General features: G+C 37.3%; 13 protein-coding genes. 3 read left to right on the top strand and 10 right to left on the bottom strand.

Features of this window, described 5'->3' with window-relative positions:
* Window positions 1-263 precede the first annotated feature (263 nt).
* From EDD74_RS07935 to EDD74_RS07920, 4 genes are all read right to left on the bottom strand, one after another.
* Window positions 264-713, bottom strand: coding sequence for a DUF1700 domain-containing protein (locus EDD74_RS07935; RefSeq protein WP_009263081.1), 450 nt, complete (start codon window positions 711-713; stop codon window positions 264-266).
* A gap of 270 nt (window positions 714-983) precedes the next feature.
* Window positions 984-3,107 carry a glutamine synthetase III family protein gene (locus EDD74_RS07930; protein ID WP_116441429.1) on the bottom strand — a complete coding sequence of 708 codons (2,124 nt, stop codon included), beginning with the start codon at window positions 3,105-3,107 and terminating at the stop codon, window positions 984-986.
* Window positions 3,108-3,314: 207 nt separating this feature from the next.
* Window positions 3,315-4,178, bottom strand: coding sequence for a class II fructose-1,6-bisphosphate aldolase (gene fba / locus EDD74_RS07925; RefSeq protein ID WP_009263083.1), 864 nt, complete (start codon window positions 4,176-4,178; stop codon window positions 3,315-3,317).
* A 261-nt stretch (window positions 4,179-4,439) separates the two neighbouring features.
* Window positions 4,440-5,354, bottom strand: a complete 915-nt coding sequence (locus tag EDD74_RS07920) for an LPXTG cell wall anchor domain-containing protein (protein WP_116441430.1) — start codon at window positions 5,352-5,354, stop codon at window positions 4,440-4,442.
* Window positions 5,355-5,551: 197 nt separating this feature from the next.
* Between EDD74_RS07920 and EDD74_RS07915 the strand changes: the two genes are divergently transcribed.
* Window positions 5,552-5,764, top strand: coding sequence for a helix-turn-helix domain-containing protein (locus EDD74_RS07915; protein ID WP_035103059.1), 213 nt, complete (start codon window positions 5,552-5,554; stop codon window positions 5,762-5,764).
* Window positions 5,765-5,875: 111 nt separating this feature from the next.
* On the opposite strand, the gene EDD74_RS07910 is transcribed toward EDD74_RS07915, so the two are convergent.
* The 6 genes from EDD74_RS07910 to EDD74_RS07885 all read right to left on the bottom strand — a co-directional run bounded on the left by EDD74_RS07910 (window position 5,876) and on the right by EDD74_RS07885 (window position 11,665).
* The gene (locus EDD74_RS07910; RefSeq protein WP_116441431.1) at window positions 5,876-6,169 is read right to left on the bottom strand and encodes a hypothetical protein; all 294 of its coding nucleotides are present in this window, start codon (window positions 6,167-6,169) and stop codon (window positions 5,876-5,878) included.
* A 2,145-nt stretch (window positions 6,170-8,314) separates the two neighbouring features.
* Window positions 8,315-9,217 (bottom strand): hypothetical protein, encoded by a 903-nt coding sequence (locus EDD74_RS07900; protein WP_116441432.1) that lies wholly within the window; start codon window positions 9,215-9,217, stop codon window positions 8,315-8,317.
* A gap of 124 nt (window positions 9,218-9,341) precedes the next feature.
* Entirely contained in the window at window positions 9,342-9,860 is a 519-nt protein-coding gene (locus EDD74_RS07895) for a hypothetical protein (protein ID WP_116441433.1), read from the bottom strand.
* Window positions 9,861-10,066: 206 nt separating this feature from the next.
* Window positions 10,067-10,381, bottom strand: coding sequence for an HNH endonuclease (locus EDD74_RS07890; RefSeq protein ID WP_009263087.1), 315 nt, complete (start codon window positions 10,379-10,381; stop codon window positions 10,067-10,069).
* A 247-nt stretch (window positions 10,382-10,628) separates the two neighbouring features.
* Entirely contained in the window at window positions 10,629-10,751 is a 123-nt protein-coding gene (locus EDD74_RS15490; RefSeq protein ID WP_278320659.1) for a hypothetical protein, read from the bottom strand.
* Between the two features lie 107 nt (window positions 10,752-10,858).
* On the bottom strand, window positions 10,859-11,665 hold the full coding sequence (locus tag EDD74_RS07885; RefSeq protein WP_116441434.1) for a metallophosphoesterase family protein: 807 nt from the start codon (window positions 11,663-11,665) through the stop codon (window positions 10,859-10,861).
* 515 nt (window positions 11,666-12,180) lie between these two features.
* Between EDD74_RS07885 and EDD74_RS07880 the strand changes: the two genes are divergently transcribed.
* Window positions 12,181-12,864: a hypothetical protein gene (locus EDD74_RS07880; protein ID WP_116441435.1), complete on the top strand. Its 684-nt coding sequence runs from the start codon at window positions 12,181-12,183 to the stop codon at window positions 12,862-12,864.
* Entirely contained in the window at window positions 12,794-13,084 is a 291-nt protein-coding gene (locus tag EDD74_RS15645) for a helix-turn-helix domain-containing protein (protein WP_334295632.1), read from the top strand. Before EDD74_RS07880 ends, EDD74_RS15645 begins: the two co-directional genes overlap by 71 nt.
* The last annotated feature ends 234 nt before the right edge of the window (window positions 13,085-13,318 follow it).

Raw genomic sequence — 13,318 nt, 5'->3', positions numbered from 1 at the left:
AAATAAAACAAATCTAATACAAATGCTTGATTTTACAGTGTTTGTACACATTTCTAAATGCATAAAAATAGTTCAAGTTAAAAGAAGAATTCCCGTTCGTATTATATTATACTACTGCTTGTAGGAAGGAAACTTCTTACAACCCCTTATTAATTATTTATACTCCCCTCAAAAGACCGTTGGCTCCCCCAACGGTCTTTTATTTTGCTATTTCAGGCTTATTCTCCCCACTTTTCCCCATTTTTACTATTTTCAGATTCTTCTCACCGCCTGTGATTTTCTACGATTCGCAGCACAATCCAAATCACAAGAAGAGGAACCAGCACAGGTGCCAACATACTGATCAACCCAGTGAGCAGCGAAATTACAAGCACCAAAATCAGCACAATCCCGACACAAACTGCCGCTATCTTCCATCCGGTAATTTTCTTAATCTTTATCTCCGGTGTTCCAAATGGTGCCTCCTGCTCTGCCTCTTCATAATCGGCATATGTGTATTGATCCTCCGTTTCATTTAAAGGAGAGTCAATGATAGACCTTGCGATCACCCACGGATCCCCGAGAAGATCCATCACTTCCTTCTCTGACTTTCCATTTTTGACTTCCTCTGCAATATAACTTCGGTAATAGTCCACATGCTCTCTGACTTTTGCCGGATTCATCTCCGCTTCCAAAGCATGCTCCAACTGTTTTAAAAATTCATGTCTATTCATCTATTTCCCCCAGATTTCCTGTATCTACTTGACACTCCCACAACAAATGCCGAAGAGAATGCCTTCCATGCAGTCACAGTCCCTTATGACAAACAGTCCCCCGCCAGGCAGACCAGGCGGGGGACTGTCTGATGTTTCTTATCTTCTTTCAAAATAAAGAATAACATAAACTTCTTTTGAATCCAATAGGAACATCCTTAATATTTTATTAAAAGAATCTAAGAATTTTTACAATTTCCACTATTCTATCTTCACAACAAAAGATCTATACTATACCTCAAACAGAAGGTCTCCATAAGATGGCATCGGCCAAATATTTTTATCAACAATCATCTCCAACTGATCGACCGGACGGCGCAAATGCTCCATCGCAGGCACAACATGACGTTCAAAAAAGCATGCCTGCTCCATTCCTTCCTCTTTCTTTGCAGCTTCTTCTGTTACTTTCTCCAGCTCTTTTAGCGCATTCTTTGTTTCTGCAAGAAGATTCGATGACTGGGTAAGAAGTTCTTCCTGCACATCGATCACCGCTACTGCACATGCCTGACGCACTTCATTGATAGACTTCGCAAGCGATGTAATATAGGTGATCACTGCCGGAATGATATGTTTGCTTGCAATATCAATCATTGCTCTCGCCTCGATATTTACCGCTTTGGCATATGCCTCATATTTGATTTCCGCTCTTGACTCTAATTCTGCTCTTGTAAATACACCGAATTTTTCAAAGACTTCAACCGATTCCTCTTCTACCAATGCCGGAATCGCATCTACCATTGTTTTTAAATTCGGAAGTCCTCTCCGTTTTGCTTCCTCAACCCACTCATCTGAGTACCCGTTTCCGCTGAAAACGATTCTCTGGTGTTCGTAAGCATATTTTTTGATCAGATCATGGACACCTCTGTCAAAATCTTCTGCCTCTTCCAGATAATCACATGCCTCCGAAAATGCTTCCGCCACAATTGTATTTAAAATGACATTTGGCGCTGCAACCGAATCTCTGGAACCAACCATACGGAACTCAAATTTGTTCCCAGTAAACGCAAATGGTGAAGTACGATTTCGGTCTGTTGCATCTTTCGTAAAATCAGGAAGTGTCGACACACCAGTGTGCAATCGTTCGCCTTTCAGACTATGTGTCGCTTCCCCGGTACTGATCAGCTGCTCCAAAACATCCTCCAGCTGTTCTCCAAGAAAGACAGAAATAATTGCCGGCGGCGCCTCATTTGCCCCGAGACGCTGATCATTTCCCACATCTGCTGCCGACTCTCTCAAAAGTTTCGCATGGCGGTCTACCGCTCTTAATACGCAAGTGAGTACAAGAAGAAACTGGATATTATCGTGCGGCGTCTTTCCTGGATCCAGCAAATTGATTCCATCATCAGTCGTCAGCGACCAGTTATTATGTTTTCCTGATCCATTCACTCCTGCAAACGGCTTTTCATGAAGCAGACACTGAAGGTTATGTTTGTATGCCACCTGCTTTAATGTCTCCATGACAAGCTGATTATGATCCACTGCCACATTGCACTGTGCATAGATCGGAGCAAGTTCATGCTGAGCAGGAGCCACCTCATTGTGCTGCGTCTTTGCCGATACTCCTAGCTTCCACAGTTCCTTGTTCACATCTTTCATAAACGCTGCAATTCGTTCTCTGATCGCACCAAAATAGTGATCGTCAAGTTCTTGTCCTTTCGGTGGCATTGCTCCGAACAGTGTTCTTCCTGTGAATACAAGATCCTTCCTCTTTAAATACTTTTCCCGATCTACAAGAAAGTATTCCTGCTCTGCCCCTACCGATGGGATTACTTTAGAAGAGGTCGTATTTCCAAACAGACGAAGGAGCCGCATTGCCTCCTTATCGATTGCCTCCATCGAGCGCAGCAGCGGAGTCTTTTGATCGAGCGCCTCTCCATTGTACGAACAGAATGCTGTCGGAATGTATAAAATTGCTCCATTTCCCTCTGCATCTTTTTTCACAAATGCAGGAGAAGTACAATCCCATGCCGTATATCCTCTCGCCTCAAATGTGGCGCGCAATCCTCCGGAAGGAAAGGAGGAAGCATCCGGTTCCCCTTTGACAAGTTCCTTGCCCGAGAATTCCATCAGTACTTTTCCGTCCTGCTTCGGTGCAGAAATAAATGCATCATGCTTTTCTGCTGTCGCTCCTGTCAGAGGCTGGAACCAATGAGAGTAGTGTGTTGCCCCCTTCTCGATCGCCCACTCTTTCATCTCATGTGCGACAACATCAGCAATGGAAGTCTCTAACTCCTTTCCTTCCTGAATCGTCTTCTTTAATTCTCTATATACTTTCTTCGGCAGACGTTCCTGCATGACAGCATCATTAAAGACATTTTCCCCAAAGATTTCCGTTACCTTCATTACTTCGCTCATATTCCCATCCTTCCAAATATTTGTTTCGCTTTTGTTTTCGTTTTCAAATACACTTTAATACGATACTCTAATTTCAGAAAAAAAGCAAGGTTCCTAACACTTGTAATTTCTTATAAATATTGATAAGGAAAAAAGATCGGTGCAGTCACACTGATCTTTTTTCCGAAATCTCTTTTCAATTATCTCTGAACAATTCTTCTGCAAATATTAAGCTTTGTTTACAGATCCGAATAATTCCATTTTCTCTTTTACAGTTGCTTTGATTGCTTCTGCTCCCGGAGCTAATAATTTACGAGGATCGAATCCTTTTCCCTGAAGGTCTTTTCCTGCTTCCACATACTCACGAGTTGCTGCTGCAAATGCTAACTGACACTCTGTATTTACATTGATCTTCGCTACACCAAGGTCAATTGCTTTTTTGATCATATCTTCCGGAATTCCTGTTCCTCCGTGAAGTACAAGCGGCATTGCCCCTGTAAGCTGCTGAATCGCATCTAATGTCTCAAAGCTAAGTCCTTCCCAGTTTTCCGGATATTTTCCGTGGATATTACCGATACCTGCTGCAAGCATTGTTACGCCTAAATCTGCGATTGCCTTACATTCTTGAGGGTCTGCACACTCACCTTTTCCTACAACTCCGTCTTCTTCTCCTCCGATAGAACCTACTTCCGCTTCCAGAGACATTCCTTTTTCAGCACAGATTGCTACTAACTCTTTTGTCTTTGCAACGTTCTCTTCGATCGGGTAGTGAGAACCGTCGAACATAATAGAAGAAAATCCTGCTTCGATACACTTCATACATCCTTCAAAGCTTCCGTGGTCTAAGTGAAGTGCTACCGGAACAGTGATGTTCAGTTCTTCTAACATTCCATTTACCATACCTACTACTGTCTTATAACCTGTCATATATTTTCCGGCACCTTCAGATACTCCGAGAATTACCGGTGAATTACATTCCTGAGCTGTTAATAAGATAGATTTTGTCCATTCCAGGTTGTTAATGTTGAACTGTCCAACTGCATAGTGACCTGCTTTTGCTTTTTCTAACATTTCTTTTGCTGATACTAACATGTTTCTTCCTCCGCTTCTTTTACGTTATTTCACATGCCCTATTATACCTCATATGTAAAAAAAAGGGAACCTTTTTATCACAGAAACTTTCCGGTCGTATCTTGCCTGCTGTTTTAATTAAAATAGAAAAATAAGTGGATGTAATCATAAGTGTAATCATACGTCCGCTCTTTCTTTCCTATGCTCATCTATTTTTTAATAAACAACGTCCCATACAAAGAAGCCCTCACGCATAAGCGATCAGGCTTCGATCAAATAAAATTATTTCCGTTTCTTTAAGATTGTTGCAAGAGCAACTCCGAGTGAAGTAATTCCTACTCCTGCAACCGGAAGTGAGGAAGCTGTGTCACCAGTTTTTGGTGTTGTTCCCTCTTTCTTTGTTTCTGCTGCTTGTGTCTGAACATTTTCCTTATTTTCTTCTGGCGTTGTTGGTACTTCTGGTTTCTGTTCCGGTACTTCTGGTGTTTCTGCATCTGGATTCTCTGGCTGTTCCGGTTTCTGATCTGGGTTCTCCGGCTGTTCCGGCTTTTGATCCGGGTTCTCTGGCTGTTCTGGCTTTTGATCTGGGTTCTCCGGCTGTTCCGGTTTCTGATCTGGCTCTTGTGATTCTCCATTACATACCCAATGTCCCTCTTCCGGGTGATTGATCACCTCATCATATGCTTCTTTTACAAGAACTTGTTCATCCCATGCCGGTTTTGTTTCAATCCAGATATCCTTTTCTTCATAAATAGGCTCCTCACCAACTTGTACATCAACCCATTTAGCCTTTATTGTTATACGGAATTCACCACGATCCGCATGATATACGATATGTTCCCCATACTCTTTAGATAAACCGCCTTCTACAGGATCTTCGTAAAGGCCTATATCTATACCACCACATGTTTGACAAATTGCATGCTTCTGTTTTTCGTAAATAGGCTTAGTACCTACTTGTACTTGTTGTTTTTCATAATATCCTTCAGCTTCATGATGAACCGTCTTGTATTCTGCTTCATGGTGAATGGTTTCCTGCCACGCTTCCTTATCCACTACCCACTCGCAATTATCCCCATGTACATGCTCTTTTTCGCCTGCTATTGCTGATACTTTATCCATCGCAAATACTGTTCCCGTTCCTGCAACACTCAAAGACATAGCAGCAACCAGCGCAACAACAAATTTCTTTCTCATTTGTATCTCCTCCTAAAATTTGCCTTCATGAATCTAAAGACAATATTTAAGAACCCGAATTCTATCCCCTCTTCTATTATCCTTAAATCCAACGCATTTATAACTCACTCCGAGTTATATTTTTATTCTAACTCGCACCGACTTGAAAGTCAATCCTCAAATTATTTCTATAATAAAATCAATTTGAGGTGATAACTTTGAATTATGCGGAACGAATGAGGAATTTAAGACAAGATAACGATCTTTCTCAAAAGAAAGTAGCTGATATGCTAGGAGTTGCTCAAACAACTTATTCTCAATATGAATTAGAAAAGCGACCAATGCCTATTGATTATCTGATAGCGTTATGCAAATTTTACAATGTATCTGCTGATTATATGCTCGGATTGTCAAATAGAAAAAACCCGTAATATTCTGTCAGTGTAACGCTTGCCCCGATGCCCCACCGATCTGTTAGAAGCCGTCGCTTGGGGCATCCTGCAAAACGCTATTTTTTGAATGTAAACAAACAAGGCTATTTGCTATCTATTCATGCCTTTCAACAATTCCTGCATGATTTTCATACCCGCTTGTAGACCAAGCGCAGTATAAACTTCGGAAACCTCACTTGCCATTTCATTTGCTGAATCTATCAGTTCTGAAACTGTTTTGTTTTCATGTTCTCTTAATACCTCTTCATTTTTACTATAACTTTCTTCTAACTTTTTGTTATAATCTAATTCTGGCTGTTTTGCCTCGATTGCGGATCCATAGAGCAAATACTCTGTAATACCTTGTATAGTTGCACGTCTTAAAATTTCTTTTGTAATGTCCATTGTAAATCCAACCTCCATATTTATAACTAACTTTTCTTTGTGAATACCACTATCTTTTATAGAAAAAATGTTAGTATGTTTTCTTTCCTAAATACAGCAATTTCCACCGTCTCAAATACAAAGAAGTAAACAGATATCAACACAAACATGCACTCGCATTAACTACTCGTAAATTTGTGCGTTTGGTCTTTGTACTGCTCAAAGGCAATCTCCTATATATTTCAGCAGAGTAGAAGAACTTCTACTTGCTGATAATCTACACCCTGCTCATTTTAAAAAAATATGATTAACAGGGCTTAGGTGGATATTTTTTGTCTTCGTGAGATATATGAACGATATTTGATTTATTATTCATTTCTCACTTAACATCACACTGCTGGACTATGAATAATATAAATATTATATTTTTGCTTTATCCTACTTGATACTACTGGTCGATACTTGATAATACTAACGATATATTTAAGTTAAAAAGGAGACTTTTAACATGAAACCATTAAAAACAAAAGTGAGTATCACTCTTGACGAAAACGTGATTCAACCAATCTGAAGGAAAACAAAATTTTATAGCCACACACTTTGTACGCTGGCTTTCAATACCGATTCCCTTTCTGCTGTATCATTCACTTTCAAACCGTTCATTTTCCAAAATGTGAATTTGCAACATAATAATTCACACTATATCACTCTCATTTTATATTGCTCATAATACAGCCGAGCGGAAAACAGGCAGCAATCAAGCTGACACCAAACCATACTTCCCGGATTTCAGTATGATTCTCCATACATATCCTAAGATTCAAAAAATACAAATATTTAAAGCTCGTCTATCGGTTAAACATTTTTCATTCACTAATGACGTAATACAAAAACTGTTTATCTAATTTGGGGTAGTGGAATAAATGGTTCTTAAAAACTCCCATATTTTTTGAAAGCTTGCTTCCTCTCCTATACTGTTTTCCAAAACTTTTTCTTCATTGTTCTTTTTTACATCCGCCGACTAAAATACTGCAATTTTAGACGTAATCTTTTTACCGGCAAATCTCTTTCATCCAATGCCTGTGTAATCAATAATCTATTTTCCATAATAGAACTTTCTCCTACAAATATATTTGTATTATCTGTAATCAAAAAGTTGTTCCTTGTTTGATATTAGGATACCATTTTCACTCTGAAACCGACATCAATCCATAGTTGGAACAAATTCAATTTCCATAAATTTTCTCGACAGTAGATTTTTTATTTCCAGTTGCAGCATGATTGAAAAATACGTTTCCGTATGATATTTTCATTGATACTTTCCTACCTACTCAAAAATGTATTTTTTAATAAGAACAGAGAGGCGCTTTGGGGAATGAAAGCAATTGGTAAATCGTGCTGATGACAAAATCATACTATCGTCTACCTGGCGGTTTGATTAGATATACCTGAACACCTATATTCTAGAAAATGTTTTTTCGCAAACGGGAATTTCGACTTTTTAGGGTTTTGCAGAATAAGTTTCGAGAATTTGGATTAAAATTGGGGGATCGAACTCCACTCTCAGAGAACGTGCATCGCGACAATGAAATCGATCAATAGCTAAGAGAATGATATGGGAAACCGGTGGAAAGTTTCGTAATTTTGGATAATCTAAATGAAAAACACTTACGACCACACGAGGAAGTGATAAGAATATCCAACAGGACTAGTTTATTACAAAAAACATGTAGACTTAGCGTTGAAACTATTGAAAAGTTTCTCACAAGACAATCATCGGATTCCCATAGACAATCAATATCCACGGATATGAACACAAAACTACAGCAACCTACTCAAAAGATTGTAGAAATTTGAATCTAACAGGTAATGTGTACGGATATGAACCTACAAATCTTGGAAAATTAATCAAAAATAGGCTGCTATCTGGTATCTATACTATTCATTAGCTGATCATTAATAATACACAAAAGAGTACTGAAACTGCTGGATCTAAGAAGAGTGTTGTTCCACAGGCTCTTCCACCAGAAAAATTACTCCTCTTTGATATAAAATTTTATAACTGCTATATATAAATCAAGGTGAAAAGCTAGTTTTAATCAAGCCTTTCACCTATCATTATCATAGAAGATCTTATTTATAAACTTTTTTCATAGTCTAATTTCCCTATTTTACGCTATATACTTCTTGAAACCACTCAAAAATATCCTTATTTTCTCCTATATTTTTTTGAAAATCAAATTCCTCTAACATTTTATTAATTTCGCTGTCCTCCAAAACTATTTCTATCATTCTGCTCACTTCTTCAACTCTTCCATAATGAAATTTATTATGACAATTTGAGCACAAGGATAATCTATTAGTCGGTGAATCTATAATATCCTGCAATTCTGGAAATTTTTTAGCTACACATTGTAGAATAAAGTGATGATATTCAAAGTAATCTAATCCATTCCTCCCCACAAATGTCTTATGTCCATTTCCATCTTTTCCACAAAAGAAACATTTTTTATTAAAATGATTCATTAATACTTCAAAATCATTCTCTCGCATACCAACTTTAAAACTTTCTTCTAATGTTTTAATCAAATCTTGACTGAAACTTTTTTTACTGTTTTTGTCAGGCCAATTTTTTCCTCGTGGATATTGAAAATTATTATCTCTTTTCCTCAAGTCTTTTAAACTCAAAAATAAATTATTTTCTAGTAGCTCTTTATGTAAAGTTGAAATAGAGCCAATAGAAAAACCACTTATCATCGTCGTTTCTTTTAAACTCCTATAAACCTTATTTTTTTCTATCGGATAGGGCTCATCTTCTATTTTTCCCCTTAGCATAATTCTGCTTAGCTTGACGTTACTTTCTGACGGTAAATTAGTAACATAAAAATACACCACATCCCCTTTTTTTAACGATTTAGCCATAGTATTTTCGACAGTCCATTCACCGTTTTTGTTCGTAGGTTTTCCAGGTGCTTCCCACATGATTTTTTTATTTTCATCCCACTCCTCTTTCATTTGTTCATAATTACAGGTTCTAAAATCCATAGGTATAAGCCAAAAATTGTTCATATCCAAACCTCCATCATTAAATAGATAGTATCAAAAACTACCCCTTTTTTACAAATAATTTTTTAGTTACCTTTGATCTCTAGAGAAATCTGTCATTGAAAAATTGTTAATTATCCCTCTGGGCCTAAACTAAACAGAATTCGTCTTCAATTTCTTCACTACACTCATGAAACTGAGAACAATAGACTCTGTTAGGTCGCGTAGACGCGTCTAGTACGTCTTCCAACCGTCTAACATAAACTTGATTTTCAGCCATGTATTTAACCTGAAAAGAATCAATCTCTTCTTGGCTTGGGACTCTCAAAGATTCTATTAAAAACCAAGTATTTGCAGCTATATTCTCATATTTCTTCACGCTCCATAAAAAACTATCCTTTGGAATGCACTGGCTTGAATCTTCCTTTTTCAGATTATATTTCAAAGATTTGATAACATCGGCAACAACATACCGCCTGCAGTTGTTTTCTTCGAAAAAAAGAATCAACTTTTTGATCTCCCGGAGTTTGCTTTCTTCAAAAATGACCCCCGTTGAATAATAGACTCGGCCAGATAACTTCAGTTTTTTAAAATGCTGATTGATGATATCCCGAGGGACATCTCCACCATAATTCACCACTCTTAATGCAACTGCTTCTGTTCGCACACTAAATTCCTCCTTTTTTAAATGTAGTTTTTAAAGCAACCCATCTGACAAAACTGCTATCACTAGCTTTACTGACTTTACTGACTTTTATTATATACATCAACAATCTGTTTGTCAATACTTTTCGAAAATTTTTTCATTTTTAATCTATGACAAACAATCTTTTCTTAACAAAAATACCGGATTTCAAAGCAATCCGGCATCTTCTACTCCCTCTTCATTTCCCTCAAATACTTCTCAACTTCCTCATCTTTACACTTCTGCAAAACATAACTTCTCGCATATCTTAAGTATCTCCTCAGTTCCTCTTGCTGCCCTCTCGGAAGAAAAGAATACCACGAAGGTAATACAATGTCATCTCCTTTCTCCCTGTTACATTTCTCACAAATCCCGACATAATTTCCTTCTTCATTTACAGTCATTCCACACGATTTCGGAATAAAATGATCCTTTGTAATCTTCCCACCACATCCGCATCTTGCACAAATGTACTCTCCTTTTTCATTCTTCACAAAAAACATCTATCCTTCCTCCCAGGGATATCTTATATCAGACATGTGATCATCTCATATGACAGTCCCTCTAATTCTTTTTCATGTTCTCCAAGTGTTATCCACCAGTACGTTTCCACCACACCTTCCGAAAAATGTTCTTTGGGATAATCCTATCGTTTTCTTCCGTCTTTATCTGTCCCACTCTCTTCTTTCTTCCTTTTATGAGGTGAATCGAATCCCCCCACGCTAAACATGTATTCCAGCCATTTCCTTTCTATGCCCATATTCTCTCTTTTCCACAGACACCTTGTAGCTTGTATTTCCTGATTAGAAAATACTTTATTTTAAACCAGATAAAGCGAACTGCTATTTCTTCATCCACGAATGTCTTCTCCATCCAGTGGCTTTCACCCCCTCTAATCTACCCATAAAAAACTGTACCAGCCCATCAAAGACTGGAGAACATTTTTCTATTATACAACATAATCTTATCCATTTCTCCATCTACTCCTGTTTTTGAAAGATCCCTTTCATTTCATACTGATTGAGCGGAATGATTTTTTCATATAGAACTGTATGCTTCATGTCTATTTCTTCATTCATATGATAATGTCCACAAAACCAATGTTGATACTGCAATTTCCCCTCTATTTCCTCCAAATACCCTGTCAGAATATCTGGGAAATAACTTCTGCCATAAGTTCCACCACCATAATACCTTTCTTCTATTTTATCTTGAATCCGATTTGATACACAGTGCGTAATCACATAGTCTACTTTATAATTGATTTTTTCCAGATTCTCCTTTCCCTCTTTCATCTCTTCCTCTGTGGGAAGTTCCGCTTCCCACCATGAAATATTTTTCACCCGATATGGAAGGTAGGATCGATTTGCCCGCTGTCTCTTCACCATAAATTCCGGATCATCCAAATCTAAAATTCCTCCTTGAATATCATGACTTGCAGCTCCTCCAAATGTGAAAAATCTCTTTCCTTCTATCTCAAAGACCTGCCCTCGCTCAAGTAGGATTACTTTATCCCTGACAATATGTCTCGCCATTCCTCCATGCCAAAGTTCCTTTGGATACTCTTTTATCATATCATAATTCTCATGGTTTCCACTTACCCACAGGGTTGTGTATGTTCTTTGCTCAAAAAATTTTAAATTATATTGAAAGGTCCTATCTTTCGCCCACAACAGACCGAAATCTCCACACACAATCATATAATCGCCTTTTTCCAAATGATAAGGCATCTGTTTTCTTGAAAAACGCCTAAAATTTGCATGGGTATCCCCTGTAATATAAATCATTGTTGTCACCTCTCCACTGCTAACCTGTACTATTTTTTACCCCTAATATTTCAATCTTCTTATCATGCACATAAATACCAACTTCAAGTTCTGAATAGAGTAATGGAGCATAGCCTTCTCTCTCAAGATAGTCATATAGTTCTGTTAATCACTCCTCAAAATATTGCCCATAAACTTCCTCCCCATAGTGACTCATAGACTCATCTTAATATGTCACTCTAGTTCTTCTTGTGACTTACATCAAGCATATCAAATTTTTCTGATTTCCACATTCAATCACAAACTGGACACTAAAAAATGGTTTATACACTTTAAAAATATTTAAAAATATTTTTCCTATCCCCTTGACAAAAAATACCCTATATGCTACACAATCTAATACTCCAACTACCAATTGGAACAACCATAAAAATATTTTTTATACTCTCTTTCGAGTTTTTTCTCCCACCCGTATACTATAAGTGTGATCACAACAGAACTACTAACATATTGTTTTCAAATAAGGAGGATTTAAAATGACACCAGCAAAATACATGACAAAAAAGGAGAAAAAACTCTATCGAAGATATTTATCAGAATTACATATAACAAACTTGTATCAACTCACAAAATTACTCATCGATATATTGTCATGCAAAAAAGATACCGAGAACTATATCACTGTCAACGAATACTTCAAAGAAACCGTCGACCAACTTTTTGCATATGCTTTGCAGCCTAAAGAAGGGTTTGTAATGGGAAACGATTCTTCCTATTCAAAAAAAGGACTTGTTTCATTATGCACATATGCAATGGCTACACTAGATATGGCTATTCCTGCTGCACGCAGCAGTATTTTATATTTATTGGATACGGTCGAAGACTTTCTTGGAGAACAGCATTATCAAACTTTAAAAAGAAACTTATGTAATTTCTCAAAACTGATTTCAGAAAATGAATTTTCTTCTGCAGAAAATATCGACACCGGAAAAGACTCCGATGTCAAAATGGAAAATGATGATGAAGTCTTTACTCCTTATTCCCTATTTCCTGCAGAAGATTTAAAAGACTTCTTATCTGATGATTCTGAAGAGGAAGATGACTTGTACTGGGATAAGGAAGAAGCGGATGGTCTGAATTGGAATTGGGATGAGGAAGATGATGATGATATCAATAATGATTGTGAAGGTGATTTTGATGACGACTTTTGTACCTTTTAATTATCCTCAGATAGATATGATAAAAACTGGGGAAAATATTCGTTCTCTATGTGAGGAAAATAATCTTTCTGCTTGTGCAATTGAACGACTGTTTAATATCAGCAATCAGTCTGTTTATAATTGGTTTTCCGGGAAGTCTCTTCCTTCTCTGGATAATTTGCTTGCCTTATCTTCACTCCTAAATGTGCACATGGAAGAGTTACTTGTTTATTCCGCATAATTTCTTGAGCATAAAAGTATAAAATTTTTTCTCCTAAATAAAATACAAAAGGTTCTACTCTGATAAAATAAAAATCATAGAAGAACCTTTTATTATAGCAAAACAAAAGGATCCACTATATCTAGTGCAGAACCTTCCGTAAATCTGAGAAAACGTAAGACAAATATTATATATCTTCCAGCAAACAAAAAAGACGAAAAACCCTTTCATTTTAAAGGTCTTCCGCCAATTCTA

Origin of the sequence: Faecalimonas umbilicata, from assembly GCF_004346095.1 — a bacterium.
GTDB classification, from domain to species: Bacteria; Bacillota; Clostridia; order Lachnospirales; family Lachnospiraceae; genus Faecalimonas; species Faecalimonas umbilicata.
Note: the sequence above shows the minus strand (reverse complement) of the source record. Positions and strands in the feature narration are given on the sequence as shown.